The following is a 24,709-nucleotide window of genomic DNA, read 5'->3' as shown; positions in this document are numbered from 1 at the left end:
AATACATCCAGAATCAGTCAGAGGGTGCTATCCATCCCCACCGTCTATACGGTGGGGAATTCCGCACCTTACGTTAAACAGCAGCCAGCCCTATCAAGGCTAAATGGGCTGCCGCTCGATGACATCCCCCGGTGGCGGTGGAGCTTCGGGGGTTGGCGAAGCTTCTGGCGTTGCTTGCGGTGGGGGCGTTGGTGTCTCTCCAGGAGCTGGCGTGGGAGGTAGAGCAGGCCCAGGCTCTTCAAGCACAGCCCCAGGCGGAGGGGTCGGGGTTTGCGGCCGAGTTAAAAAGGGCGTTACCTGTTCCAGCAGCTCGGCATAGAAGATTCCATCCTGCTCTAGCCCAAAGCGACCCACCGCCCAGCGGTGACGGGGCACCAACAACGTTTGCAGCAGTACTTCCCGACTGGCGAAAGAGGGAGTGCCCACAAAGACATAGCCATCGACGATGACACGGTTCAAGTCAGGCCGAGTTTGAAACACCCGATCCACCTCCCGCAGCATCTCTGTATCCAGCCGCTCCAGCAGAGTTTCCAGAGTATCTTCAGGCCTGACCAAAACCCGCACGGGGAAGCGATAGCCTTCGCATCGGTAATCTCCGCAAAGTTTAACCAGCTCGTTCCGAACTCGGATCTGCACCGCCGGATCGAGGTCTCTCACCGGTAGGGGGACTTCTGGCTCTGGCTGCTGTTCCGCTTCCTGGGCCCAAGTTAGAAATCGGCCGCCCCCTGCCCCCAATAGCAGCGATCCGCACAACAAGCCGAGTCCCAGACCCTGGAGGGGGAAGCTCCGGCCTAGGTTGCCCTGCCTGGAGCGCTGTGAAAAGCAATCCCGATTCGGGCTACTCGGCGGGTTGTTCATAGGTTAACCAATACGGCAGCGATGGCTATCGCCAACTCTACCCGACATCTGCCTAAGAGGCACTAGGCCAGGGGAAAAATGGAGTTGCTCTTGCTGGGTATCGCTGCTCTAAGGAGGCAGACTAACTAGATCGGAAGGGCATCCTGGTTTGCTGCAGCTTGCCGAAATGGCTGTAGTCTGGAGAAGGTAATGATCCTGTGGCAGAGGAGTGTCTATGTCGTCATTGCCGGCATCGAAGGTTGGGGGATTGCAGGTGCGTTTTTTCTGGGGCCTTCTAGCCTCGACTCTCCTTCTAGCAAGCTGTGGGGGGTCTGGGGGGACGGTGCCACCTCCGGTCAATGTCTGCGAGCAGGCCTTTAGCCCAGAGTTTTTCGCATCAATTGGCCTGCGCCGCCAAGGAGATAGCCGCAGCGGAACCTTGGGGCCCAATAGCGACTTGGAGATCTACTTCGATGAGAACGACAATGTTATAAATGCCCGAGAAGTCCCACCCCCCCCTGGCACCTTTACCTTTTACGTTGACGGATTCCCTTACTTTCCTTCTGCAGCTAATGTTACCGGAGTTACTATCCGCCTAACCAGTTCAGTCTTCGATCCTCTGCTGGTCATCCTTGGCCTTGATGCCAACAGGAACTCTGATCCGGAACTCATCTTTATCAACGATGACGCAGCTCCTGGCAATTTCACCACCTCTGAGCTGACGATCCCAGTACGGCAAGACCGCTGTTACTTAGTGCTGGTGCATAGCTACTGGGCCCAGAATGCCCGCAGCTCTGCTCCGGGTAGCCCTGGCCGCGGCCCCTACACCCTCGAGGTGGTCAGGGAAACCTCTGCCACTCCTCCTCCTCCCCCTGCCATCCAGCAGAAGCCGGAGGATCCGGAGAACGGCGGTGGCGGCGACCGAGGCGGCGGCGTGGGTATTTAACTCTGGCGGATGAGCCTGATGGCAAAGCTGGCGCTGCCACAGGTAGCTGTACCGCGAATGGAGCGCCCGTCAGGGCTGACAGTGCCACTCCACGTGATGGTTGGAGTACCGCTGCCCCCTATCCTGCCGCTGACAGAAAATTGGTTGCCGATGAGCTGGCCGCTGCGCTCCGCAAAACCGGGAGAGGAAACCCTGAGCTGGTTGCCGTCTTGACGAATGGAGACGGTTTCCTGGATACCGGTTGCAACATTAACCTTACACAGGGATCCCTGCCAGACAAAGGATCCTCCCTCGTAGAGCCACTGGCCGCTCAAGGCAAGCTCTGGCACAAGCGTTGGCGTTGGTGGAAGTGTAGTCGACGTGGGAGGCGGAGGTAGAGTTGGGGTAGGGGTAGGAGTGCGAGGAACAAGCGGCGTCAATCGAGGGATAGGGGTAAGCGTTGGTGTTGGCACCGGAGTGGGAGTGGGTGGCACTACTGGAGTTCGAGTAGGCGTTGCTACTGGAGTGGGAGTAGGTGTCGGTGCCGGAGTTCGAGTAGGCGTTGCCACTGGAACGGGAGTAGGTGTCGGTGCCGGAGTTCGAGTAGGCGTTGCTACTGGAGTGGGAGTAGGTGTCGGTGCCGGAGTTGGAGTAAGTGTCGCCACCGGCGTGGGGGTGGGGACGGGCTCGAGGGTAGGTGTCGGGGTGACTGCGGCGGTAGGGATCGGCTCCGGTTCTTCCTGGGTATCGCGGGTTGCTGGGCGCGGCCAGAGCAAAAACGCGGCCAACAAAGCCACAGCGCCTCCCCCAGCCAAGACCCACTTGAGGCTGCTGCCAGAAGGCTGGAGAACCGTTGGGGGGGCAGCTCGCGGCAGGGGGCGGGTGCGGGGGGTATCCGTCCGTGGTGGGACGGGGGGATCCTGAGGAGGAGCAGCCGGACGAGTGTTGCTGGCTGGGATGACTGTAGAGGGCGTTTTGACAGTTTCGCCTGCAGCTTGAGAGGAGGGATCCGGCGCAGCTTCTGCCGAGGTAGTTGAGGGGAGAGGTGCCCGCTCGGCGATGTAGTAGGGGATCCCTGCACCTGGAGGGGAGACCGGCTCCTCTTCAATGAGATCCAAATCCTCATCGCGGATATCTTCAAAGGCGGCTGCAGCAGTCGATCTTGTATTGCTGGTGGTTTCGATTGGCGGCCTAGAAATAGAAGAAGGCGGAGCATGGCCTTGAGCCTTGGCACCGCTGGTGGGAAGAATCACGGTACTGGCCTGGCTGCTGGAGAGTTGAGTGGCTACCGTCAGCTCATAGGCTTGCAGCAGCCGCTCCCCTAGCTCCTGCATCGTCTGCGGCCGCTCGTCGGGGTTTTTCTTGAGGCAATCCATCACCACTGCTGCCAAGGCGGGCGGGATCGGCTGCGGGGTTGTCTCCGGGTTGATCTCAAGGGGGCTTTCGTAGCAATGGGCGTGGATCCAACTGTGCAGAGAGTCGGTTTCCAATTGAAAGGGCATGGATCCCGTCAGCATCTCGTAGAGCACCACCCCCAGGGAGTAAATGTCTGAGCGGGCATCCAGAGACTTGCCCCGTATCTGTTCGGGAGAGGCGTAACGAGCGGTGCCGATAAATCCACCCCCTTTTTGGGTGCCCAGGCTAAGGGTGTGATCAGCCAAGGTTTTGGCTACGCCGAAGTCGAGGATTTTCAGTTGCGACGTGAGCTGGCCATCTCGAAAAACCCGCTCAACAAACAGGTTGCTGGGCTTGATGTCGCGGTGAATCACGCCCCGAATCTCGCGGCCCTCGACCTTGGCTTGAAATGTATGAGCAAAGTGCAGCCCCTCACAAGCCTGCAGGGCCAGCCGAAGGGCTTGCCGGAGCGGCAGAGCCCCTTTTTCTCGAATCAGCTTGCCCAGATCCTGCCCCTTGAGGTATTCCATCACCAAGTAGGCCTGCTCCCCCTCTTGGCCGTGATCCAAGACTTTGACGATGCGGGGATGCTGGCCCAGAAGGGTGCTGACGCGAACCTCTTCGGCAAAGCGGCGACGCAAATCGGTCTGGGCGTCACCTCGGCTCAGCAGCATAGGGGCATGCAGGATCTTAACAGCCACCTCTTGGCGGTTGTTGTGCAAGTCCAAAGCGCGAAAGACGGATCCCATGCCGCCGCCACCGATTTCTTGAATCAGTTGGTAGCGGCCACCCAAAATGCGATTGGTGAGTTCAGAAGACATAAGGAGGCAGCTTGGGCAGGGATGTCCATACGATAAACCAATTGCTGGAGTTTATACCCGCTCCTTTCCCCGTCCAACTCAGGGATCCCAACCTTTGACGCTCTGGGAACTCTGCGCCGCTCAAGCCCTCACCCCCAACCCCTCTCCCTCTGGGAGAGGGGAGTTGGAGCGGCGCGTTTGCGGCAGCGCTGCCTAGCAATAACGACGCGACGAGCTGTTTTTCACTGCTATTTGGAATGACTATTTAGAGATTTTTTTAAAGATCCCCAGTAAATGTGAAGAAAGCAAAAGGAAATGCTTGGGGAAATGAGGCCTTCTGGGCAACCTTCAGCCCCAAGAGGGATGATCGGAAGGGATCTCTGGGCGAGGGCTTATGGACTTGGGCTTGGTGGTGATCGCCTACAAGGAGGGGGATCGGGAGAGCAAAGCCGCCTGTCAATTGTGTGCGGAGCAATTGCGTCGGCGCGGCGTTACGGTGCTGACCGCTCCCACCGGCTTGCACCACAACCCCTACCCGGTCTTTTTGGAGGCCACTTCGGATCCCATCGATCTGGTGGTGGTGCTGGGGGGAGATGGGTCGGTGTTGGCGGCAGCCCGCCACCTGGCCCCGCACGGGATCCCGATTTTGCCCATTCAGTCGGGGGGCAGGCTGGGGTTTTTGGCCCAGTCGGAGCGGGTGCTGCATCAGGATCCCTGGGATCGCATCCAGGCAGGAGACTTCGTCCTGCAAGCCCGCATGATGTTGCAGGCCCAGATTTGGGAGCAAGCGCAATTGGGGCAAGGGGCTATCCCTGGGGAGGGCAAGCGGCAGGGCCACCCGGTCAGCGAAGTCTACTACGCCCTCAACGAAATGTGCCTCAAGCCCATCAACCGGGAACGCCTGCCCGCCGCCATCATGGAAATCGAAGTCAATGGCGAGATTTTGGATCAGTACCACGGGGATGGCGTGCTGGTGGCCACGCCAACGGGATCCACTTCCTACACTTTGGCAGCCAATGGCCCCATCCTGGAGCCTACCTTTGAGGCCATCATCATCACTCCCATTTGTCCCCTCAGCTTGTCCAGCCGGCCCATTGTTATCAGCGGCACAGCCACGGTGGAGATCTGGCCCCTTGCCGATCCGGAAGGGCTGACCCGCCTCTGGACTGATGGTGTCTTGGCTCAATCGGTCAACCCCGGCCAGTGGGTGCAAATTCAACGGGCTCCCCTGCCGGCCAAGCTGATGATCCTAGAAAAAGACCTCTCCTACTTCCGCACCTTGCGAGAAAAGCTGCAGTGGGCCGGCAGCCGCATCTACATCCCCACCACCAACCACCGCCCCGAGGGGGGATAAAGGGATCAAAGTTGGGGAGCTAGAGTAGCGGAGTTTAACTCCCCTGGAATCTTCTCCCATGAGCCTCAGACTGTACCTACTCAGACACGGGGAAACCCCCTACAGCCGTTCCAGTAGCTTTTGTGGCGCCCTCGATCCCGACCTCACCCCCGAAGGCCAGCCGATGGCAGAAGCTTTTGCCGCCGCCTATGCCGGGATCCCTTGGCAGGCCCTCTACGTCAGCCCGATGCGGCGCACCTTGGCTACTCTCAGGCCGCTGGCAGAGAAGACGGGGTTGGAGATAGGGAAATCCAATCCACTACAGCGAGTGGGAGGGCAAAACCCACGCCGAGGCCCGCGAAGACCATCCCGAAGCCTACTGGCGCTGGAGGACCGAGCCCGCCTGGAACGCCCCCAGGTGGCGAAACCGCTGTGCAAATTGCCAACCGCGCCCTGCCGGTTGTGGCGGAGATATCGTCTCCCACAAACAAGGCCACCCTTCAGATTCTTCTCCGCAGCCTGCTGGGCATTCACCTGGGCCGCTACCGGGATCGCATCGAGGTTTTGGCTGCCTCGGTCAGCGTGGTCAAGTTCGATCGCTATGGGCCCCTGCTGGAAAGCTTGGGGGAACGCGGCTATCTGGCGCCTAATCTGCAGCAAAGGGTAGGCACCTAAACTTTCAAAATGGGTCTGAAGTTCACTCAATGGGGATAAATTGCAACAGCAACCCTGGGTGGATGAGATGAACCGGGGCAGATTTTCCATCCTGGTCGGGATGGGCCAGCAGCACACAGCGATCTTGAGGGGTGAGGTTAAACCCGGCAGAGGGATCAGCCAGTTGAGAGTTGAGTTGGGGATCCCCGACAAACGTTAGTTGGGCCAACAGAGTTAACAGCCGGTCTTGGTGGGCCAGATCCGCTCCAAAAGCAGTTCGCTCCTGCAAGGTGGCCAGCGCCACAGGATAGCCTTCTCGAATCAAATAGGTGAGGATCCCGGCACAGCGCTCTACGGCCCGCTCCAGCTTGTTGCGATGGGCTTCAGGGCTTTCTCCCCGCGGCTGCCAGCGATTTTCAAAACAGAGGACGATGGCCTGGGAACGGGGGCGCTCCAGCTCCCGCACAACCAGTTGATCCCGTTTGGCCGAGATCTTCCAGTGCACCGAGCGCAGATCATCCTGGGGACGATAGGGCCGCAGGCTAAGGTAGTCCCCCTCCTGGCCGGCCTGAGGGCGCAACTGGCTACCGCCGCTCAATTGTTCCCACAGCAACAGGTTTTGGACAGGGGCAGGCCGAGGAAACACAATTACCGTCTGCGGGTCCTCGATTTCCACTGCCTTGCGGAAGAGTTCAAAGGGAAAGCTGGTGGCAATCTCAAAACCCTGCAACTGCCACACCCCTCGCCTTGAAAAGGTGTGTTGATAGAAAGTCTCCACCCTGCTGCCGGGATCCAGCCGCAGCACATAGCTGGAAGGCCAATCCGTCTGCTTCAACCCCTCAATGCGTTCCCTTACCTGGAGCGAAAAACTGGGCAGGCGCCGTTTGCGATTGACCAGCGTCAGCCCCACCAAGACCGGCTGGCCGGCAAAGATGCGGCTGGGCAACCGCCGGCTCACCTCCAGATCTTTGAGGGTGAGCTCGGAGAGGAGGCCGCTGAGGAGAATGAGGCTAAGCAGCATCCCCAGCACCAGGTATAGGGGATTGTTGCCGGTGTTGAAGGCGGCAATACTCACCAGGAGGGTGATCCCGACAAACCGACCCCCGATGCGGGTAAAGCGGAAGCGGCGCAGAAAACGAACCCGCTGCCTCAACTGGGGAGAGCGGATCCCCAACTTCCACCGCCACCGCAAGGATTGGAAGAGTTGAAATGCTGCTTGGCTAAGTTTTGGTAACACTGGCATCCCTTCTCCGCCGCCCTGTGCCGCTAACTCTTGCCCCTCAACCCTCCGCTGGAGTTAGGGGGAGTACTGGACATTCTCAAACATTGAGCTACGCGATAGGGCAAGTCCCGCAAATTTACTGGTCGGATCCTTCCTGCCATTCGCGTCAGCAGGACGGAGTCCTTTCGAGGCGGAATCGGGACAGTTGCGGTGGCACAGCAGTTACAGGCTAGCGATGGTGCTCTGGGGTTTTTCCTCAGACCTTTGAGGGATCGTCCGAGACAAGGTAGCTATCGTTGCGTTGGCCGGAGAATATCTGTACTTCGCAGCGTAAATGGATCAGGGGCTAGGGGCAGGGTTGTTCTGTGAGGATTTCGGCAATGGCCGCGGCCACTCGCTCTTGTTGCCGGAGGGTCAGCTCGGGAAAACAGGGCAAAGACAACACCTGGGCAGCACAGAGTTCGGCATTGGGCAAATCCCCAGGTTTGTACCCCAACTTTTTGCGGTACACCGGCTGCAGATGCAGAGGGATGGGGTAGTAAACGCGGCTGGCAATGCCCCGCTCCTGCAACTGCCGTTGCAAAGCATCACGCCGCCGTGAGTCGGTTGGGTGGGAGCCAGGCACCCGCACCGTGTACTGGTGCCACACCGAGTTGCCCCCCACCGCCACCTGGGGCAGGATGAGGCCAGGGATCCCCTGCAACAAGCGGTGATAGGACTCGGCAATGGCCTGCCGCCGCCAGTTCCACTCCCGCAGGTAAGGCAGCTTAGCCGCGAGGATCACGGCCTGCAGCGCGTCGAGGCGGCTGTTGAGGCCAATGTATTCGTGGTGGTACTGACAGACCTGGCCGTGTTCTTTGAGGATGCGCACCTGGCGGGCCAGTTGCGGATCCCGGGTTACCACTGCCCCGCCATCCCCTGCTGCCCCCAAGTTTTTGGTGGGAAAAAAGCTAAAGCAGCCGATATCGCCCCAGGTGCCCACTGGCCTGCCCCCCCAGCAGGCTCCTACTGCCTGGGCGCAATCTTCCACTACTGCCAACCCATGTCGCCGCGCAATGGCCAGGATCTGGGTCATGTTGGCTGCCTGGCCAAACAGATGCACTGGGATTATGGCTTTGGTGCGGGGAGAAATGCTCTTTGCCAGAAGCTGGGGATCCAGGTTAAAGGTGCAGGGATCCACATCCACGAACACCGGGCGTGCCCCCACCAAATCAATAGCCTCGGCAGAGGCAAAAAAGCTAAAGGCAGTGGTGATGACCTCATCGCCCGCTTGGATCCCCAAGGCCCGCAGGGCCAATACCAAAGCATCAGTGCCGGAATTGCAACTGACGGTCTCCAGGTCGCCGCCGCCAAGAAACTGGGAGAATAGCTTCTCAAAGCGCCGCACCGCCTCTCCCCCGATGTACTGGCCAGAGGCCAGCAACGCCTCCACCTCAGGCAGAAGGGTTGCAGCCAGAGCGCGGTATTGCAAAGTTAAATCCAGCAGCGGGATTGGCTCATCCGTCATGGTGCTGCCTTTTGGGGGGTAGCGGCCACAGCCCATCATCGAGGATAAGAGCCGGTGGAGACAACGCTCTGGCACCAAATTGGGCTTTTGTGGAGCTCAGTTGCTGAGCGAGCAGCTGGGATTCAGCCTCGCTCCGGATTGATCCTAAGCTAGAGTGAACGCGGTACATTTCTGACCAGGGATCCCCTAGGCTGGATACAGCTACAGCTATCGACAGGATGCTCTATGCAGGTTGCTTCTCAACAAGTTGGCGGCAAAGCGCCTTTAGCACCCCGAATTCTAGCTTTGGTGCCGGGAGGGATTGGCGACCAAATTCTTTTTTTTCCCACCCTGGCAAGTTTGCGGCAGCGGTTTCCGGAGGCTGAGCTGGAGGTGATGGTGGAGCCGCGGTCGGCGGCTGCCTACGAGCTCTGTCCCTCGGTGAATCGGGTGCTGACCTTTCCGTTCAAAGAGCAGCTTTCGTTGGGAGATATCAGCGATCTGCTGGGGCGAATCCGGGAACGGCAGTACGACGCCGTGCTGAGCCTGGGCAGAGGGCTGGGGGTCAAGCTCCTGCTCTGGCTGACCGGGATCCCGAAGCGGGTTGGCTATGCCCCTCCGGGTCCAGGTCGGCCTTGGCTCACCGACCCGGTGCCCCTGAAGCCGGCCCAATATGCAGCGAGCATGTATCACGACCTGTTACAGGGGTTTGGCATTGCGGCGCCGGCAGGCTTGCCCCAGATTCGCCTGAAAAAAACAGCTTTGGAATGGGCGGAGCAAGAGCGCAAGCGCCTGCTAGGGGATGCTGCCAAAGATTATGTGCTGTTGCACCCCGGCGCCAGCCAACTGTCACAGGAGAAGGGAATTCAGAAGATCTATCCCCCCGTCAACTGGGTCAGGGTGATCAAGGGCTTCCGGGAAAAGCGCCCTGAGCTGCCACTGGTGCTGCTGTTGGGGCCGGAGGATGAGAAACTAGCGGAGGGGTTTCTGTCGCAACTGCCGGATCTACCAGTCAGTCGTCCTCCCCAACTGGGCCAACTGGCGGCCTTGATCGCTGGGTCAACTCTGCTGCTTTGCACCGATAGCGCCCCCATGCATCTGGCGGTGGCCACCCAAACCCCTCTGGTAGCTCTGTTTGGCCCCACTGAACCGGAACGGCTGCTGCCCGCTGAGGGGCCGTTCCGCGCCGTTAAGGCTGCCAACGGAGTGATCGACTCGATTGCTCCTGAGCAAATCTTGCAAGTGATCTTCCCCGGCTAGCGACAGAAGACTTCCCCCAAGACCAGCCCAAAAGGTTAACAGTTTTTTCTTTCTCCCCCTAGGAGTAGGGCCGGGAATGAGGAGCTTGTTTGACCATGCGGACGAAGGGACTTGAACCCTTACGCCTTGCGGCACTAGATCCTAAGTCTAGCGCGTCTGCCATTCCGCCACGTCCGCAAAAGCTGACCCCACCGGCCAGTTGTTAGCCGACTCGGATCCCGCTCAATTACTCAATTATGCTAACGTGAACGACTCCCGACACTCATCTTTGTTGAGTCAACACAATATGGCTTACGCCACACTGCGCGAACCGATAGCGTACGGGCTTCACGCTTCCCCGACTTGTTGGTACAGAGGTCTTAGCGTGCTGCCACTGTGCGACCCACAGCGGGAAACTCTCCAGAGAGTTAACTTATTCTTCTCAATTGTAGGACGAACGGCTGTCATCCCGACACTGATTGGCTCTTGAGTCAACACAATTTACCCATACAGTGCGGGGCTTCCCGCCAATGAAGCTAACCTGGCAACTGGGCAACGGCGACCTTCAGCTCTTCTGTGGCGTCCAAAACCACCCAACCTTGACCCGCTGTCTGCTTCCACAGCTCAAAGTGCAGGTGTGGCCCAGTGACCGCCCCGGTTGCCCCCACATAGCCGATCACGGATCCCTGTTCCACCACTTCCCCGGCTCTTACCGCGACTTCGGACATGTGGCCGTAGCGCGTGCGCCGACTGTCGGCATGCTCCAGCACAACCGTAATTCCCAGGCCTCCCAAGGATCCCGCGCTCACCACCTTGCCGCTCAACGAAGCCAGGATCGGCGTGCCTAGGCTGGCCCCTAGATCCACGCCGGCATGGAACTCTGGCTGGCCGCGGATAGGGTGAATCCGCACGCCGAACCCAGAGGTAATCGGCACGGGGTGGGGCAAAGGATAGAGCAACCGTTCTTCGCCTGCCGCCAATTCGGGCAATGCCGGCGTTGGCAGTTCAGGTGTTTGGGGTTGGCTGGGATCCTCAATGCGAATTTCTTCGCCCGGCATGAGGATGATGCGGCGACCGGAGCTGCGCTCCATCAGCACCACTGGCACCCCACTTTCCGGCTGAGCATCGACAGCCAAGTTCTGGGTCGCCGGCGGCTCCATGATCATTTCCCGCCCCACCACCGTCTCTACGCGGGTTTCTGCCTCTAGAGTTGGAGAGCTGCCAGGTTCGGACGCCAAGCCTGTGGACTCTGGGCTGCCCGTCGGCAGGGGAATGGCGCCATCCAACAGCAGGGCTTCTGCTGCAGGGGTGTCCAGAGCCGGGCCTACCGAGGGAGGGGGAGGCAGAGGATGGAGTTGCGTCTGCGCCAGCAGGGCGGTGGAGGAGAACCAGAGCAGGCCCAGTCCCAACCCTAAGCCCAGCCCTAGCCGCCGCAGCAACCGCGCCCTTCCCGCCAACCTGCTGCCTGGCCAAGAGGGAAGACGCAGCCAAAAAGACTTTGCCGACATGGGCAAGGGATCCATCACCCGCTACAGGTCACTCAGCAGAAAACGAAGGGTCACCGGCGATAGGCAGTTGATAGCTCAGGCGCACCTGGTCGGGAGCAAGGACGAGGATCAGCCCCCCCTGTGTTTGTACCCGCAGCCTGCCATCCCCGGCAAGGCCCAAAACCGTGGCCAGCGTCTCTCCTGGGGGCCATCGAACTTGCGGCTTTACCGCCCAGGCTTCGTACTCGGAGCGCACAGGAGCAAACCCCTCCTGCAGCCAGATCTGAAACCCGCGCTCCATCCCCTGTAAGACCCAGGCAGCAACGGCAGTGCCATCCTGCCCGGATCCCAAGATCTCGGCCAAATTGATTCCCTCAGCGGGCACGGGATTGTTGACATTTACCCCAATGCCAGCCACCAGCCCCAGCAGTTGCCCTCTCTCCCCAAAGCGGCTCTGCACCAAGAGGCCACCCAGCTTGCGCAGAGAACCTGGACACTGCTCATCCACCACCACTAGGTCGTTGGGCCATTTCAGTTGCAGCGGGATCCCCAGTCGCTGTCGTAGGCTGCCCGCAACACCCCAGGCCAGCGTCAGGGTCAACTCCAGCAGCGAATGCCGAAGAGGCGGGGATCCCAGCCAGACCGACAGATACAGCCCCCCCGACGGCGAGTGCCACACCCGCCCGTGTTGGCCCTGTCCCGCCCGCTGGCGGGTACTCACCAAAACCGTGCCCAGGGGAAGCGGCTGAGGGAAGCGACGACCCCAGTCCAAGAGCAGCCGGTTGGTGGAATCGGTTACTGCCACCTGCAAGAGGTGGTGGCCCCATGCCCCCTGGCCCACCAGGGATCCCAGCCGCGAGGGAGAGAGCATGGCTAACTCCCCCAGCCCTAGCTCAACACGATATCTTCCGCCGGGCGTTGGGCCAACCGCTTCAGGTTTTGGTAGCGCAACATGTCTAGCAGGTCGTTGCCGGAACGCCCCTCCAGACGGGCCTCTAGGTGCAGCGCCTGCCCTAAGGCCTCCACCGCCTGCAGCCGTGGGATCCCGCGCAACACCAGGCGATCCACGGCGTAGGCATCGGCGGCCAGAAGACGGCGGTCGTTGGTTTGGTCGCGGCGCAACTGCCAAAGCGCCAAGCCGCTCAACCCTCCCGAAACCGTTGCCCCCACCGGGTCTTGCTGCACGACCTCGAAGATCAGGCTCAGCCCTCCCAGAGCCGCTATGGCCAGGTAAAAGTCGATTTGCCGCGAGGCTGCCCGGCTGTAGTAGCCCACCTTGTGGAGAAACAGCCCTGCCCGCTGCAGGGGAGTGAACTGTCGCCACTCGTAGGGCTTGATGAACAGCCGCATCTGCCGTTCCCAGGGCATTTGCCGACGGCCCTTGATCACCACCGTCTGCCGCTCCGAGGCCGGCAAGATCTTCACACTCTCCCGCATGCTGGCGGGCAGCAGATCCAGCAGGCGCTCGACCTCAGCCTGGTCGAGAACGTAGTTGTCGTAGCCGTTGTCGTAGCCGTAGTACTCCGAGTTCATGCCGGGCCTACTCCTGAGCCTAATCCCATCGCCTGACGCATCTCTCGCACCGCCCGATCCAACCCCACCAGCACCGCTCGACTGATGATGCTATGGCCGATGTTCAGCTCTTCCATGCCAGGGATCCGTGCCACCGGGCCGACGTTCCAGTAGGTGAGGCCGTGTCCGGCGTTCACCCGCAAGCCCAGTTGAATCGCCTGTTGGCTAGCCTGCCGAAGTTGGGCCAACTCCGCCTCTTGTTGCGCTTCCGAGGACGCCTCCGCATAGCGTCCCGTGTGCAGCTCCACCCAGCGGGCCCCCACCTGGGCAGCGGCGGCAATTTGGATGGGATCGGGATCGACAAACAAGCTGACGGGAATGCCAGATCCCTGCAGTTGGCTGACCACCTCGCTAAGACGCGACACCTGCCCTGCCACATCCAGACCCCCCTCGGTGGTGATCTCTTCTCGCCGCTCGGGAACTAAGGTGACATAATCGGGCTTGATCTCCAGTGCAATGGCTACCATCTCGTCGGTGGCGGCCATCTCCAAGTTGAGGTGGGTGCGCACCGTCTGCCGCAACAGCCGCACATCCCGATCCTGAATGTGACGGCGATCCTCGCGCAAATGCACCGTGATCCCATCTGCACCTGCCAACTCGGCAATTACTGCCGCTGCCACCGGATCCGGCTCTACGGTGCGGCGAGCCTGGCGCAGTGTGGCAATGTGGTCGATGTTAACTCCAAGACTTAACAAGGCCTGACTGCTGTGGGTGTAAAGGATTCTAGAATGCTCCTAGTATTACATTATTCAATTTGCGCTGGTCAGACGAGCCTGGATGCTGTGGGGTTCAGACGGCGGGGGAGGCAGCCTTTACTCTATGATCAAAATGCTCGAAAGTGACGTCTCGCCTGTGCGGGATCCACTCCAGGCTTGCCATGACTGATCCAAATGCCTCGCTGGCGGTGGGACCACACTCAATTATTGACCGGGCGCGGGTGCCGGCCCTGATTGCCCAGTACCTGCCGGTGGAGATCTGCATTTACTACCAGGTTGTGCCCGTGGCCCTGGATACCGATAGCCTCATTTTGGGCATGGTGGATCCCCAGGATTTGGCGGCGTTGGACTACGTGAGCAAGATGCTCGCCTATTCCCAGATCTCCGTTGAGCCGATCCCAATTACTTTTGAGCAGCAGCAGGATTTAATTGCCTACTACTTTAGCCACCCACCCAGCCCGGCAGAGGTGGAGCAGCTCCGCCTGCAGGTCCACGCTAACCGCACCACTCGGGAAGTCCCTGCTCCCGTAGCTGGGCCGCCCAGCCGACCGACTCCCACCCAGCCGCTGCCGGCACGGCCAACGGCTCCGCCCCTTCCTGCTGACGAATCGGAAGAGACGGTGCAGCAGTTGCTGAACTCAATGCTGCGGCGGGCTTTAGACGAGAAAGCAGAGCAAATTTTTGTAGAACCCCAGGAGGGAGTGCTGTGCCGGGTTCGCTACCGCCAGCAGGGGATTTTGCGGGATCTGTTCAAGGAACTCTCGGAGTCGATACGGGCAAAGTTGATCGCCGCCATGAAGCGGATGATGGCTCTCGATCCCAACCTCATCGGGGAGCCGCAGCAGGCAGAGGCGGAGCGGCTGTACCGGGGGGAGCCACTGGTGCTGCAGTTGCGCATTATCCCCCAGCCTTCTAAAAGCGGGCCAGGCTCCCCTCCCAGGGAAGGGGCCATCCTCAGCATTCTGCGAGGAGAAGCCCTCCAGAAGTATCAGCAAGGCCAAAACCGCCTCCGCGTCTCCGAGACTGTGGCTTTGGCCCAACAAACCCACCAACTGCTGCAGCAACTGCAAGTGGCCCTTAGCAGCACCCTGGGGAAGCTCAAGCAATATCCCACTCCCCCTGACAGCAACTGGCTCCTGATGGCAGAGACGTTAGCGGCCATTCAGGCCCAGGCCCAGATGATCGCTATCCACCAGCAGGACTGGGAAAAACTCACCTCTGGCAGTTGATCCCCCATGGGCATTTCGATGCAGGCCAGGCCATTGCTCTCCTGCCCCAATCCCTGCCTGTAGGAGTCCAGGAGCCTCTCCTCAGCGCCCCAGGCGTCTCATTCCCACGACAACCTGAGCGGCTTCTTCCTAACGGGATCCCTCCCGCAACAGCACCAAAATGACTCCGGCAATAATGCTGATGGTGGCGCCGGCAATCAGGCTGGTGGCTAGACGTTCCAGCCGTTCCCCGATGCTCTGAGCGGTGTCGAACTTAAAAGTCAGTTTTTCCAGGTCACCTGACAGTTTCTCGACGTCGCCCGATAGTTTCTCGACGTCGCCCGATAGTTTCTCGACATCGCCCGATAGTTTCTCGACACGCTCTGAGAGCTTTCCAGTATCTCCTGCGAGCCGATCGATCCGCTGCAAAATTTCCCCTTGTTGTTGGCTGAGGTGGGCTATTGCTTGGCTGTTGGTCTCGACCAAGCGCTCAAGCCGATCTAGGCGTTCTTCTGTTGAAATCGTCATGGGGTTTGCAAGTTACAGGCTACGTGTCTCTCGATCGTAAGCTACTGGCGGCCATTCGTCTTTTCGATGCTGGCTCCTGCTGGGTGCGATAATCTTGAGATCGTGCAGTCTTGTGCACTAGCCGCCATGCCGTCAAAAGATCCGACGTCTTTGCCCCAGCCCAAGCTGTCGCCAGGGGAAACCTCCGCCGGCTCCAGCTCCCGCACCTGGTGGCAGGCTCAGCGGGAGAACTTGCTGACAGTGGTGCTGGCGCTGCTGTTGGCCTTCGGCATTCGCACCTTTGTGGCGGAAGCACGTTGGATCCCATCTGATTCGATGCTGCCCACCCTAGAAGAAGGGGATCGGCTGGTGGTGGAAAAGGTCAGCTACCGCTTCAGCTCCCCCAGACGGGGCGACATCATCGTCTTCTACCCGCCTGCCAAGCTGAACTTCGACGGTGCCTACATCAAGCGGGTGATCGGCCTGCCGGGAGATCGCATCCGCATTGCCGATGGCAAGGTGATCGTCAACGGCATCCCGCTCCAGGAGGACTATATCTACGCTCCCCCCAATTACTCCTGTCCGGGCGAGCGCTGCCCCGGCGTGCCCAACCAGGGATCCGAATTTCTCGTCCCCCCCGGCTCCTATTTTGTGATGGGGGACAACCGCAACGACAGCCAAGACTCCCATGTGTGGGGATTTTTGCCGGAAGAGAACATCATCGGCAACACCATCTTCCGCTTTTGGCCCCCCAATCGCCTGCACTTTTTCACCCCCCCAGAGTATCCGGAGCTCTCTTCTGAAGGGGTGCAGGCTTCGGGGAGTCGAACCTAAACCTGGAAAAGTCTCTCAGCGGGCCCGCTCCAGCACATAGTCCACCATTTGAAACAAAGCTCGGCGGGCTACCGAATCGGGGAGAACTTCCAACGCCTCGGCAGCCCGACGGGCATAGTCTCGCGCCAACTGGCGGGAGCGGGGGATCCCATTGCTCTGGTAGACCCACTCCAGGGCCTGCTGGAGATCCTGGGGTTCGGCCAGCTCTCGGAGGATGAGCTCCCGCATCTGGGGAAACTCCTCCAGGGCGAACAAAACCGGTGCCGTCAAGTTGCCCTGGATGAGGTCAGAACCCACCGGCTTGCCGAGCATCTCTGCCGAGGCGGTGAAATCCAGCAGATCGTCCACGATTTGGAAGGCAATGCCCAGGTCGCGGCCAAAGTCAAAGAGGCGATCAGCCACCTCAGGACTGACCCCGCTCAGCAGCCCGGCGGCCTTAGAACTGCCGGATATGAGGGAGGCGGTTTTGTAGAAGCTCTTGGCCAGGTACTCCTCCAGCGACACATCCGGGTCGAAGCGGGTGAGGCTCTGGCGTACCTCGCCCTCCGGCAGATCCATGATTACCTTGGACAAGAGCTTCACCACTTCCAGATTGTCCAGGTTAGCCAAATACCAGGCAGCTTGGCCGAAGAGGTAGTCCCCCGCCAGCACCGCTACGCGGTTGTCGAAAAGGGTATTTACTGTGTCGATGCCCCGCCGCACGTCCGCAGTGTCGATGACATCGTCGTGCACCAAGCTGGCCGTGTGGATCATCTCGGTAATTTCCGCCAGGCGCCAATGCTGTGGGGTAATCTCCCCATCCGGCGTAGTAGCCCGCGCAATCAACAGCACAATCGCCGGTCGGATCCCTTACCCCCCCGCCGAACACTGATGTTCGGCAGCCTTGGCCTGTATTGGGTGTTTGGGGCTAACCTGCCGGGACAGGTTCTGGCGTAAACGCTCCAGATCCGCTTCTACAGGGCCAAAGGGGGAGAGCACAGAGGTCATGGAGCCAAAGTATGAGAGGTTTTACAAAATTTCATATCTCCCCTTATTGTAGAGCACCCCAACGTTCTCCGGGAAAAGCGAGCGGTATCATGCAAACAGTCCTCTGCTTTTTTATGTCGGATCCCGTTTCCCCAGTGCCAACCGGCTCTGTCCCCCCGCTCCCTGCAGAACCCGATTGGGAGGAGGAGTGGGAGCTTGCGCTGGAGCAGCCACCTCTATCGGGGCGAGCCCAGCCTCACCACCATGACCCGCAGTCGCGGCGCAAGCTAATCCATCGTCTGGCTCGCATCGAGGGGCATGTGCGCGGGATCCGCTCTATGATCGAGCAGGATCAGCCCTGTCCGGATGTGCTGCTGCAGATTGCTGCTGTCAAGGGGGCACTGGATCGGGTGGCGCGCCTTATTCTTGACGACCACATCCGTCACTGCATCCGCCACGCCATCGAAAGTGGCAACATCGAGGTGGAACTGGAAGAGCTGCAGCGGGCCCTTGATCGCTACATCAGCTAGCGGATACAAGCCTTTCCCATGGGCGTAGGCTGGGCTTTGCTCAAGCCAAGGCTAGCTGTTGCCGTCGGCAGCGTAGCGCTCCAGCAGGGCGGCGCTTTTCAGTTGCCATTGCAGGCCCATGAAGGCCCAGTCCAAGAACTCGTTGATCTCCTCCTGGCTGAATTGCATGGCTTTGCCGATCTCGAAAATCAGAGCCTCTTCTTTTTCCGCCAGCTCGTTGTTGACCACCGCCATCGCCGCCAAATCTCGCAGGATTAGGGCTCCGGCTGCATTGTGTAGAGGAGGGATCCGGCTGAGGTCTAGGGTTGCGCCCGTCTCCTCGGCCAGGTAGCTTTGGGCCACCTGTTTTTCGACGCCCATCCCTTCGGCAATTTGCAGGAAAAAGTTGCTCTCCTCTTCGTCCAACTGGCCGTCCACTCGGGCTACCGCGATCAAGGCTTTGAGGTAGAGCTGGCGCTGCTCATCTGTCAAGTCGGCGTAGTTGACCATGGGGGTTGTTGCTGAGCTTGGGTTTCCTCTTCAACTTTGCCATAAACTGCCCCACCGCATAGGCGGGTGGGGTTTTGGGTAGCCCTGAAGCTCACTCACAAGGACTCCGTCCCGCATCCCCTCCCCAACAACAGGCCGGGTTGACACAGCGAAAACGCTTCCCTTCCCGCTGGCCAAGCCACAAGCAGCGGTGACAGGTCTGCGAAGTGTAGGCAGGCGGCACCACCACAACCTTCACTCCTGCTCTTGCTGCCTTGTAGTGCACAAACTACCGCAACGGTTAGAACGCCCCTCGCGCTAGCGGGCCGTAGGCCTCACTGCTCAACCGCCGCCGCTCTGTCTGGCTGCTGGTTGACTCGTCCACGCTCGCGCCAGCGGGCCGTAGGCCTTGGTCGCATCCAGCTTTGCGGCTTGTGAGGCAGACACCTTGAGCTTGCAAGAGATAATCAAAACTTGGGTCATGCTAGGTATATTGGGCGCTATCCCTCTCCACCGTATAGACGGTGAGGGATCCCGTGCATTCAGATGAAGATGCCACTTGGTGTCGATTCGGCCCTTTTTCCGCCGAGGAACAATCGATTATAATAGGGGGTCTCTGTCATAGCCAGCCGCCAAGACTTCCGCTGGGATGCGGTAAGGGGCGGCAGCTTGGCTTGCTTCATCTTTTCTTCTCTTGGTAACCCTTTACAGCTTGCGGAGCACCCCCGAGGAGCAGACACCCCATGGTTAAGTTACGGCTCAAGCGCTACGGAAAAAGACGGCAACCCAGTTATCGCATCATCGCTATTGAAAGTAAGACCCGCCGTGAGGGTCGTCCGCTGGAGGAGTTGGGCTACTATAACCCTCGCACCAAGGAGACAGTTCTGGAGACGGCAGGCCTGCTTAAGTGGTTGCGGCGTGGCGCTCAGCCTACAGACACTGTGGACGGGATCCTCAAAAAAGCCGGCCTCTACGAGATGTTGAAAGCTGGCGAGGGCGGAGTGGTTGCCGCGATTCGCATCCCAGCCATTGCCAAGCCTGAGGCTGGGATCCCTGAGCCGGAGCCGTCCACGGAGGAGCCTGCTGCAGCGGCGGATCTTCCTGAGGCGTCTGCGGAAGCGGCAGCGGAGGCGAACTCCCAGGAGCCGGAACCAGAGGCTGAAGAGAAAAAACCTCAGGTTGAGGCTTAGGGGCGGCTGCACTTTCGGCTAAGCTTGGCTCGGCAGTTGTTCTTCCCTGTCGTCTAGCTCCTCATGCCGGATTACGAAGCCCTTGTCCATCTCTTGATCGAGCCGTTGCTCAGCGGCGGCCCACCGCCAATGGACGTGGAAACCACCTGTGGCGGGCGCAAGGTTTGGCTGCGGCTGGCCTTTGACCCCAAAGATCGCGGGCGGGTATTGGGGCGGGGCGGGCGCACCCTGCAAGCCATTCGGCAGGTCATGATGGCGGCAGCTCAGTTGGCGGGGCAATCGCTGTACATCGACATCTATGGAGAATCTGGAGAGCGGGGTCGGGAGGAGCGGGAATGAGCCAAATCCTCACCTTTTTGGGCAAGGGGGGCACCGGCCGGAGCACCCTGACTGTGGCAGTAGCCCGGGCGGCAGCCCAGCAGGGGCGGCGGGTGCTGTTGGTCGGCCATCAGCCGGGGCCGGGGCTGGAGATGCTCTTGGGTGGGATCCCGCTTTCCGGCGAGCCGGTAACTATTGCCGCCAACTTGAGCGTGGTGCAGTTGCGCACAACCCAGCTTCTGGAGCAGTACTGGACGGCGGCCAAAGAGCTGGAAGCCCAATACGTACGCACTCCCTTTTTCCGGGAGATCTACGGTCAGGAGCTGGGGGTGCTGCCGGGCATGGATCAGGCCCTGGCTCTGGAAGCGCTGCGCCGTTACGATGCCAGCGGCCAATACGACTGCATTCTCTACGATGGTCCAGGGGATCTGACCACCTTGCGGGCCTTTGGGATCCCGGAGGTGGCCAGTTGGTACTGGCGACGGGCTTCTAAAGCTTTTTTGGGATCCGACTTGGCCAAAACCCTGCGCCCTTTTGCCGAGCCGCTGCTGCGGTCGGTTAGCACTGTGGAGTTCTCATCTTTAGAGGATCTGTCGAATCGCCTGGGGGGGATGACCAACATTTTCGAGCAGGGACGCCAGGCCATCGCCGATCCTCGTCGCGTGTTGGCCCACCTGGTGACCACCCCGGATCCGATGGCCGTGCAGACTGCCCGCTACCTCTGGGGCAGTGCCCAGATGGTGGGGCTGACAGTGGGTGGCCTCTGGGTCGTGCCGCTGGTTACTGGGGAGGTGTCGGCTGCCGATTTTTCTCCGCTGCCTGTGCGCATCCTGCCGCGGCGCCAGGGATCCGATTGGTCGGCTTTGGAAGAGGCGGTAGGAGGGATTTTCGCGGCGCCGGAGGTGCCGCCGCCTGTAGCCATCGACGAGGGATCCCGCACCGTGAAGCTGTTTCTTCCCGGCTTTAGCAAGGCCCAAATCGAGCTGAGCCAATCTGGGCCAGAACTGACCATCACCGCCGGGGATCAGCGGCGCAACTTGTTCCTGCCCCCCAGCCTGGCAGGCCGGCAGGTAAGCGGGGCCAAGTTTCAAGAGCCTTTCTTAGTCATCAGCTTTGGCTAGGCCATCACGCCAGCGGAGGAGAAGGCGATGTTGGCCAAACGGATTATTCCCTGTCTGGATGTGGCGGCGGGGCGGGTGGTCAAAGGAATCCGGTTTGTGCAGTTGCGCGATGCCGGGGATCCGGTGGAGCTGGCCCAGGCCTACGACCAGGCGGGAGCTGACGAGCTAGTCTTTCTAGACATCACCGCCACTCACGAAGAGCGGGAGATCTTGCTGGAGGTGGTGCGACGCACCGCCGAGCAGGTGTTCATCCCCCTCACGGTGGGAGGTGGGATCCGCGATGTGGACGGGATCCGGCAACTGTTGCGGGCTGGGGCCGACAAGGTGAGCCTCAACTCGGCGGCAGTTCGGGATCCGGATCTCATTGCCCAGGCCAGCCGTCAGTTTGGATCCCAGTGCATCGTGGTGGCTATCGACGCCCGCGCCAAGCCTCAGGGTGGCGGCTGGGAAGTGTACGTGCGCGGGGGGAGGGAGCCGACGGGCCTGGACGCGGTGGAGTGGGCCAAAACCGTGGCCGAGCGGGGGGCAGGGGAGATCTTGCTCACCAGCATGGACGCCGACGGCACCCAGGCTGGCTACGACCTAGAGCTGACCCGCCGGGTGGCCGAAGTGGTGTCGGTGCCGGTGATCGCCTCAGGAGGAGCAGGAGACTGTGCCCACATCCGCCAAGCTCTCCAAGAGGGGGGAGCAGAAGCAGCCCTGTTGGCCTCGCTGCTCCACTACGGTCAGGTGACGATTGAGCAGATCAAAGCCGACTTGGCTGCCCACGGCATTCCGGTGCGTCGCTAAGGGAGGGATCCGTGCAGGCTCCAGATCTGGCTGCTCTCCTGCCCAAGGTGTGCCACCTAGCAGAAGCGGCAGGGCAGGCCATCTTGCCCTTCTATCGGCAAGAACCGCTGCAGGTCGAACTCAAAGCAGATGCCTCCCCCCTCACCCAAGCGGATCTGGCCTCCCACCGCCTGATCTTACAGGGCCTGCAAGACCTGACCCCTGAGATCCCCGTACTTTCAGAAGAATCTGGCGGCATTCCCTACACCCAGCGGCAGCCGTGGCGACGGTTTTGGTTGGTGGATCCCTTGGACGGCACGCGCGAGTTTATCGGGCGCAACGACCAGTTCACGGTCAACATTGCCCTCGTCGAGGCAGGGATCCCCATCCTAGGTGTCGTCCATGCCCCAGCTCTCGGTCTTACCTACAGGGCAGCGCAGGGCCTGGGGGCCTACAAAGGCAAAGAGCCCATCCGGGCCCGCCCCCCCGCCCAGGCTCCTCTGCAGGTGGTGGCCAGCCGCTCCCACCGCAGCCCGGAGACGGAGCAATTCCTGGAACAGCTGCGACGGCGCTACAGTTCTCTCGAAGTCAAGTCCGTGGGCAGTGCCCTCAAGTTTTGTCTGGTGGCTGAGGGATCCGCCCATCTCTACCCCCGCTTTGGCCCAACCCTGGAGTGGGATACCGCCGCCGCCCACTGTATCGTCGAGCAGGCGGGGGGAAGTGTCACAGATCTGAAAGGGGATCCCTTGCGCTACAACAAGCCCGACCTGCACAACCCGCCCTTTGTAGCGGCTGCCGAAGGCGTCGCCCAGTTGTGGCAAGGCTTGATCCCCTAGGCGAGGCTCCAGCTACATGCCCATTTCGGTGGGGTTGAAGCCATCCGGAAACTTGGTGTACTCGTCGTAGAGGGCACCGCGAAAACGGGTGTTGGTGATGATGGCTCCGCGCAGATCGGCGCCAATTCGCAAATCGGCGCGGCTAAGATCGGCCTCGCTGAGATCAGCTCTGAGCAACTTGGCCCGGTAGAGGTTGGCCCCGCGCAGATCGGCCTTGATCAGCTTGGCCCCGATTAGGTTTACCCGCCGCAGCTTGGCTCCGCGCAGGTCGGCTCCGGAGAGATCCGCCCCCGACAAATCCGCCTCACGCAAATCCGCCCCACTTAAGTCGGCATCTCGCAGGACAATGCCCCTCAAGTTCGCGCCGCTCAACTGCGCCCCGCTCAGGTTGGTTCCAGAAAAATCCCGCTGGCCAGACGCATAAGCCTGCAACAGTTGCTTAGCGTCTAGGAGAGGTTTGATATTCGCTGTTGTCATCGCTGTTGGTTCTCTCGCAAAAACGCAGGAAGGCTACCCTAACCCCCCCAGAGGCAGGTCAACGGCCCTTCCAGCCTAGCTTACCACCCTGTATTCTCTAGCTCAGGAAATCCCAACGCACCTGAGCCCAGAGGAGACACCCTTCGGAAGACACGGCCTCCCATGGTTAAAGCTGGTCGATTTCGCGGCGCAGATTTTCCAACTCCGCATCTACCTCGCTTTCAGCCGGGGCAGCAGATTGGGCTTGCGGCAAAACTTTCCGCTCTCCGGCGGGCAACTGGCCCTGCATCGCCGCTTTCAGCATCATCAGCTCATGATCGACATCTGCTCCACCCGCCTCCAGCGCGGCAAACTGTTGCTCCAAGCTGTCCACCGCCAGCTCGGCCACTGCCGCTGATTGGGCCTCCAGGGCGTTTACCTTCTCTTCCATGCGCTCAAAGGCTGCAAAGGCGCTGGTGGTGTCCACCCGTCCGATGACCTGGTTGATTTGTTGGGAAGCCTTGGCCGCCCGGGCCCGCGCGATGAGCATATCCTTTTTGGTCTTGGCCTCGGCGATCTTGCTCTCTAGCTTGGTCATGTTGCTTTTGAGGAGCTCCACCTGCTTGGTCTGCTCATCCAACTGCCGCTTTAGGCTTTGGGCGGTTTCGGCGAAAGTCTTCTTGCGCACCAGCGCTTCGCGGGCCAGAGCCTCGTTGTTGTTGCGCAAGGCCAACTCGGCCCGTCTTTGCCACTCGTCAACGTTCTGCTGCGCCTGCTCGTACTGCCGCTCTATCCGCTTCTGGGCAGCAATGGCCTGGGCAACTGCTTGCCGCATTTGGTAATGATCCTCAGACATGTCCTGAATGGTTTGGTTCAGGATCTTCTCCGGATCCTCAGCGCTGCTGACCAGCGCGTTGATATTGGATCTAATGATTCGGCTGACCCGATCGAACAATCCCATCGGTTGTTTCCCCCTCTAGCAGTCTGACCTAATGCTACCCTTGCCTTTCTGGCGCCTTCCAGTGCTTCTACTCCAGTATAGGGATCCCTGACTGGGATCCGAGGAAATTGGCCGCAGGGGATCCGGCCCAATCCCAGACCAACCCTCCAGCCGCCAAAACAGCCGCTGCAGAGATGGGCCCCTTCCTCACCTGGCAACCCTTGTTCTCGGGTTGGGCGTTCCCGAATGCCCACTCTGGCCGCGCCCCGTCTTATGTCCCACCCCTGGATTTTGGTGGATGGCACTAAATTGTCGGGGTCACTGAAAGCCCAGAGGGTTTGCCGGATGAGGACTTTCCGAACTTGGGCAGATTCTCTTGGCTGGTCTGACAATGGGCTGTGCTGGAATCGAACCAGCGGCTCCCACCGTGTCAAGGTGGTACTCTACCTCTGAGTTAACAGCCCTCGCTGAAGCTGCGGCTGCGCATTTGCCCAAGGGTTGGAAATTGATGATATCACATCCGCAAGCCACTTCGAGGCTTACCCCTTGCCGCTCGGCGCTGCCAAGACGACTACTTCTACGGCCTTGTCCATTGGAAGGCCAAAAGCGCTTGCAAAGAGTTCTGAGTTGTTGTTCAGCCAGCCGCAGATCTGGTTAGGTCGATTACAGTTGATCGAACTCCCCTATTGCGCAAGCCTGTGGGGGACGGCATCGCCCCACCTCCAAGGCCTACGGCCCGCTTACGCGAAGAGATGGGGAAACACCCCAGATACTTTTTACTTCCGGCTCCAGAAATCTCCTTACCACAATAGCTTCACAATGGCATGAACTACCCCACCGCGCAGGCGGGTGGGGTTTCCTCACCCGCTTGGCAGCAGAGCTTTTGTCTCTTCTTCTGCCC

At 60.3% G+C, this 24,709-nt stretch carries 25 protein-coding genes, 2 tRNA genes and 2 pseudogenes; 13 read left to right on the top strand and 16 right to left on the bottom strand.

Going from position 1 to position 24,709, the window contains the following annotated elements; translation table 11 throughout:
- Positions 1 to 99: 99 nt before the first annotated feature.
- Positions 100 to 564: a hypothetical protein gene (locus NW845_RS08190; RefSeq protein ID WP_414378046.1), complete on the bottom strand. Its 465-nt coding sequence runs from the start codon at positions 562 to 564 to the stop codon at positions 100 to 102.
- A gap of 616 nt (positions 565 to 1,180) precedes the next feature.
- Between NW845_RS08190 and NW845_RS08185 the strand changes: the two genes are divergently transcribed.
- Entirely contained in the window at positions 1,181 to 1,783 is a 603-nt protein-coding gene (locus tag NW845_RS08185; protein ID WP_414378044.1) for a hypothetical protein, read from the top strand.
- Here the strand turns inward: NW845_RS08185 and NW845_RS08180 are convergent.
- Positions 1,780 to 3,978 (bottom strand): serine/threonine protein kinase, encoded by a 2,199-nt coding sequence (locus tag NW845_RS08180; RefSeq protein ID WP_414378043.1) that lies wholly within the window; start codon positions 3,976 to 3,978, stop codon positions 1,780 to 1,782. The two genes, NW845_RS08185 and NW845_RS08180, sit on opposite strands and share 4 nt — an antisense overlap.
- Positions 3,979 to 4,351: 373 nt before the next feature.
- On the opposite strand from NW845_RS08180, the gene NW845_RS08175 reads away from it, so the two are divergent.
- The 3 genes and pseudogenes from NW845_RS08175 to NW845_RS08165 all read left to right on the top strand — a co-directional run bounded on the left by NW845_RS08175 (position 4,352) and on the right by NW845_RS08165 (position 5,965).
- Positions 4,352 to 5,311: an NAD(+) kinase gene (locus tag NW845_RS08175; RefSeq protein WP_414378042.1), complete on the top strand. Its 960-nt coding sequence runs from the start codon at positions 4,352 to 4,354 to the stop codon at positions 5,309 to 5,311.
- A 58-nt stretch (positions 5,312 to 5,369) separates the two neighbouring features.
- Positions 5,370 to 5,724: pseudogene (locus tag NW845_RS08170) on the top strand (histidine phosphatase family protein); the annotation flags it as partial.
- 4 nt (positions 5,725 to 5,728) lie between these two features.
- Positions 5,729 to 5,965, top strand: coding sequence for a hypothetical protein (locus tag NW845_RS08165; RefSeq protein ID WP_414378047.1), 237 nt, complete (start codon positions 5,729 to 5,731; stop codon positions 5,963 to 5,965).
- Between the two features lie 22 nt (positions 5,966 to 5,987).
- Here the strand turns inward: NW845_RS08165 and NW845_RS08160 are convergent, their stop codons facing one another.
- Both NW845_RS08160 and NW845_RS08155 read right to left on the bottom strand, forming a co-directional pair.
- Positions 5,988 to 7,136 (bottom strand): DUF58 domain-containing protein, encoded by a 1,149-nt coding sequence (locus NW845_RS08160; protein ID WP_414378041.1) that lies wholly within the window; start codon positions 7,134 to 7,136, stop codon positions 5,988 to 5,990.
- A 376-nt stretch (positions 7,137 to 7,512) separates the two neighbouring features.
- A complete protein-coding gene (locus NW845_RS08155; RefSeq protein ID WP_414365692.1) occupies positions 7,513 to 8,673 on the bottom strand; it encodes a DegT/DnrJ/EryC1/StrS family aminotransferase in 1,161 nt (386 codons plus the stop codon).
- A gap of 225 nt (positions 8,674 to 8,898) precedes the next feature.
- Here NW845_RS08155 and NW845_RS08150 point away from each other — a divergent pair, with 225 nt between their 5' ends.
- A complete protein-coding gene (locus tag NW845_RS08150; protein ID WP_414378039.1) occupies positions 8,899 to 9,912 on the top strand; it encodes a glycosyltransferase family 9 protein in 1,014 nt (337 codons plus the stop codon).
- A gap of 96 nt (positions 9,913 to 10,008) precedes the next feature.
- Here the strand turns inward: NW845_RS08150 and NW845_RS08145 are convergent.
- The 5 genes from NW845_RS08145 to NW845_RS08125 form a co-directional block, all read right to left on the bottom strand.
- Positions 10,009 to 10,089 (bottom strand) — tRNA-Leu (locus NW845_RS08145).
- Positions 10,090 to 10,427: 338 nt separating this feature from the next.
- Positions 10,428 to 11,399, bottom strand: a complete 972-nt coding sequence (locus NW845_RS08140; protein ID WP_414370951.1) for a M23 family metallopeptidase — start codon at positions 11,397 to 11,399, stop codon at positions 10,428 to 10,430.
- Between the two features lie 28 nt (positions 11,400 to 11,427).
- Positions 11,428 to 12,249 (bottom strand): biotin--[acetyl-CoA-carboxylase] ligase, encoded by an 822-nt coding sequence (locus tag NW845_RS08135; protein WP_414378038.1) that lies wholly within the window; start codon positions 12,247 to 12,249, stop codon positions 11,428 to 11,430.
- Positions 12,250 to 12,266: 17 nt separating this feature from the next.
- Positions 12,267 to 12,911 (bottom strand): DUF3318 domain-containing protein, encoded by a 645-nt coding sequence (locus tag NW845_RS08130; protein WP_414365696.1) that lies wholly within the window; start codon positions 12,909 to 12,911, stop codon positions 12,267 to 12,269.
- On the bottom strand, positions 12,908 to 13,645 hold the full coding sequence (locus NW845_RS08125; protein ID WP_414365697.1) for a pyridoxine 5'-phosphate synthase: 738 nt from the start codon (positions 13,643 to 13,645) through the stop codon (positions 12,908 to 12,910). Before NW845_RS08125 ends, NW845_RS08130 begins: the two co-directional genes overlap by 4 nt.
- Before the next feature lie 182 nt (positions 13,646 to 13,827).
- On the opposite strand from NW845_RS08125, the gene NW845_RS08120 reads away from it, so the two are divergent.
- Complete coding sequence (locus tag NW845_RS08120) at positions 13,828 to 14,895, top strand: hypothetical protein (RefSeq protein WP_414365698.1); 1,068 nt, start codon at positions 13,828 to 13,830, stop codon at positions 14,893 to 14,895.
- A gap of 129 nt (positions 14,896 to 15,024) precedes the next feature.
- On the opposite strand, the gene NW845_RS08115 is transcribed toward NW845_RS08120, so the two are convergent.
- The gene (locus tag NW845_RS08115) at positions 15,025 to 15,402 is read right to left on the bottom strand and encodes a hypothetical protein (protein ID WP_414338938.1); all 378 of its coding nucleotides are present in this window, start codon (positions 15,400 to 15,402) and stop codon (positions 15,025 to 15,027) included.
- Positions 15,403 to 15,528: 126 nt separating this feature from the next.
- Between NW845_RS08115 and lepB the strand changes: the two genes are divergently transcribed.
- Positions 15,529 to 16,215 carry a signal peptidase I gene (gene lepB, locus NW845_RS08110; protein ID WP_414378036.1) on the top strand — a complete coding sequence of 229 codons (687 nt, stop codon included), beginning with the start codon at positions 15,529 to 15,531 and terminating at the stop codon, positions 16,213 to 16,215.
- Positions 16,216 to 16,230: 15 nt separating this feature from the next.
- On the opposite strand, the pseudogene sds reads toward lepB, so the two are convergent.
- Positions 16,231 to 17,202, bottom strand: a pseudogene (gene sds, locus NW845_RS08105) (solanesyl diphosphate synthase).
- Positions 17,203 to 17,291: 89 nt separating this feature from the next.
- On the opposite strand from sds, the gene NW845_RS08100 reads away from it, so the two are divergent.
- Complete coding sequence (locus NW845_RS08100) at positions 17,292 to 17,711, top strand: metal-sensing transcriptional repressor (protein ID WP_414365702.1); 420 nt, start codon at positions 17,292 to 17,294, stop codon at positions 17,709 to 17,711.
- Between the two features lie 51 nt (positions 17,712 to 17,762).
- Here NW845_RS08100 and NW845_RS08095 read toward each other — a convergent pair whose 3' ends face one another.
- Positions 17,763 to 18,200: a TerB family tellurite resistance protein gene (locus NW845_RS08095; protein ID WP_414365703.1), complete on the bottom strand. Its 438-nt coding sequence runs from the start codon at positions 18,198 to 18,200 to the stop codon at positions 17,763 to 17,765.
- A gap of 91 nt (positions 18,201 to 18,291) precedes the next feature.
- Positions 18,292 to 18,465 (bottom strand): zinc ribbon domain-containing protein, encoded by a 174-nt coding sequence (locus tag NW845_RS08090; protein WP_414378035.1) that lies wholly within the window; start codon positions 18,463 to 18,465, stop codon positions 18,292 to 18,294.
- A gap of 457 nt (positions 18,466 to 18,922) precedes the next feature.
- Here NW845_RS08090 and rpsP point away from each other — a divergent pair, with 457 nt between their 5' ends.
- From rpsP to cysQ, 5 genes are all read left to right on the top strand, one after another.
- On the top strand, positions 18,923 to 19,369 hold the full coding sequence (rpsP, locus tag NW845_RS08085) for a 30S ribosomal protein S16 (protein ID WP_414365705.1): 447 nt from the start codon (positions 18,923 to 18,925) through the stop codon (positions 19,367 to 19,369).
- A gap of 63 nt (positions 19,370 to 19,432) precedes the next feature.
- Complete coding sequence (locus NW845_RS08080; protein ID WP_414365706.1) at positions 19,433 to 19,708, top strand: KH domain-containing protein; 276 nt, start codon at positions 19,433 to 19,435, stop codon at positions 19,706 to 19,708.
- Entirely contained in the window at positions 19,705 to 20,808 is a 1,104-nt protein-coding gene (locus tag NW845_RS08075; RefSeq protein WP_414378034.1) for an ArsA family ATPase, read from the top strand. Before NW845_RS08080 ends, NW845_RS08075 begins: the two co-directional genes overlap by 4 nt.
- Positions 20,809 to 20,835: 27 nt before the next feature.
- The gene (gene hisF, locus NW845_RS08070; RefSeq protein ID WP_414365708.1) at positions 20,836 to 21,597 is read left to right on the top strand and encodes an imidazole glycerol phosphate synthase subunit HisF; all 762 of its coding nucleotides are present in this window, start codon (positions 20,836 to 20,838) and stop codon (positions 21,595 to 21,597) included.
- An 11-nt stretch (positions 21,598 to 21,608) separates the two neighbouring features.
- Complete coding sequence (gene cysQ, locus NW845_RS08065) at positions 21,609 to 22,412, top strand: 3'(2'),5'-bisphosphate nucleotidase CysQ (protein WP_414378032.1); 804 nt, start codon at positions 21,609 to 21,611, stop codon at positions 22,410 to 22,412.
- 12 nt (positions 22,413 to 22,424) lie between these two features.
- Here the strand turns inward: cysQ and NW845_RS08060 are convergent, their stop codons facing one another.
- From NW845_RS08060 to NW845_RS08050, 3 genes are all read right to left on the bottom strand, one after another.
- Positions 22,425 to 22,889 carry a pentapeptide repeat-containing protein gene (locus tag NW845_RS08060; RefSeq protein ID WP_414365710.1) on the bottom strand — a complete coding sequence of 155 codons (465 nt, stop codon included), beginning with the start codon at positions 22,887 to 22,889 and terminating at the stop codon, positions 22,425 to 22,427.
- A 166-nt stretch (positions 22,890 to 23,055) separates the two neighbouring features.
- On the bottom strand, positions 23,056 to 23,829 hold the full coding sequence (locus NW845_RS08055; RefSeq protein ID WP_414378030.1) for a PspA/IM30 family protein: 774 nt from the start codon (positions 23,827 to 23,829) through the stop codon (positions 23,056 to 23,058).
- Positions 23,830 to 24,200: 371 nt separating this feature from the next.
- Positions 24,201 to 24,272 (bottom strand) — tRNA-Val (locus NW845_RS08050).
- Positions 24,273 to 24,709 lie beyond the last annotated feature (437 nt).

The organism is Synechococcus sp. H60.2 (assembly GCF_047462315.1).
Lineage (GTDB): Bacteria > Cyanobacteriota > Cyanobacteriia > Thermostichales > Thermostichaceae > Thermostichus.
Note: the sequence above shows the minus strand (reverse complement) of the source record. Positions and strands in the feature narration are given on the sequence as shown.

Excerpts from the sequence above, each read along its gene's own strand:
- NW845_RS08180 (WP_414378043.1), bottom strand. The coding sequence starts at position 3,978 with ATGTCTTCTGAACTCACCAATCGCATTTTGGGTGGCCGCTACCAACTG.
- NW845_RS08175 (WP_414378042.1), top strand. The coding sequence starts at position 4,352 with ATGGACTTGGGCTTGGTGGTGATCGCCTACAAGGAGGGGGATCGGGAG.
- NW845_RS08155 (WP_414365692.1), bottom strand. The coding sequence starts at position 8,673 with ATGACGGATGAGCCAATCCCGCTGCTGGATTTAACTTTGCAATACCGC.
- NW845_RS08150 (WP_414378039.1), top strand. The coding sequence starts at position 8,899 with ATGCAGGTTGCTTCTCAACAAGTTGGCGGCAAAGCGCCTTTAGCACCC.
- NW845_RS08140 (WP_414370951.1), bottom strand. The coding sequence starts at position 11,399 with ATGTCGGCAAAGTCTTTTTGGCTGCGTCTTCCCTCTTGGCCAGGCAGC.
- NW845_RS08135 (WP_414378038.1), bottom strand. The coding sequence starts at position 12,249 with ATGCTCTCTCCCTCGCGGCTGGGATCCCTGGTGGGCCAGGGGGCATGG.
- NW845_RS08130 (WP_414365696.1), bottom strand. The coding sequence starts at position 12,911 with ATGAACTCGGAGTACTACGGCTACGACAACGGCTACGACAACTACGTT.
- NW845_RS08120 (WP_414365698.1), top strand. The coding sequence starts at position 13,828 with ATGACTGATCCAAATGCCTCGCTGGCGGTGGGACCACACTCAATTATT.
- NW845_RS08115 (WP_414338938.1), bottom strand. The coding sequence starts at position 15,402 with ATGACGATTTCAACAGAAGAACGCCTAGATCGGCTTGAGCGCTTGGTC.
- lepB (WP_414378036.1), top strand. The coding sequence starts at position 15,529 with ATGCCGTCAAAAGATCCGACGTCTTTGCCCCAGCCCAAGCTGTCGCCA.
- NW845_RS08100 (WP_414365702.1), top strand. The coding sequence starts at position 17,292 with ATGCAAACAGTCCTCTGCTTTTTTATGTCGGATCCCGTTTCCCCAGTG.
- NW845_RS08095 (WP_414365703.1), bottom strand. The coding sequence starts at position 18,200 with ATGGTCAACTACGCCGACTTGACAGATGAGCAGCGCCAGCTCTACCTC.
- rpsP (WP_414365705.1), top strand. The coding sequence starts at position 18,923 with ATGGTTAAGTTACGGCTCAAGCGCTACGGAAAAAGACGGCAACCCAGT.
- NW845_RS08080 (WP_414365706.1), top strand. The coding sequence starts at position 19,433 with ATGCCGGATTACGAAGCCCTTGTCCATCTCTTGATCGAGCCGTTGCTC.
- NW845_RS08075 (WP_414378034.1), top strand. The coding sequence starts at position 19,705 with ATGAGCCAAATCCTCACCTTTTTGGGCAAGGGGGGCACCGGCCGGAGC.
- hisF (WP_414365708.1), top strand. The coding sequence starts at position 20,836 with ATGTTGGCCAAACGGATTATTCCCTGTCTGGATGTGGCGGCGGGGCGG.
- NW845_RS08060 (WP_414365710.1), bottom strand. The coding sequence starts at position 22,889 with ATGACAACAGCGAATATCAAACCTCTCCTAGACGCTAAGCAACTGTTG.
- NW845_RS08055 (WP_414378030.1), bottom strand. The coding sequence starts at position 23,829 with ATGGGATTGTTCGATCGGGTCAGCCGAATCATTAGATCCAATATCAAC.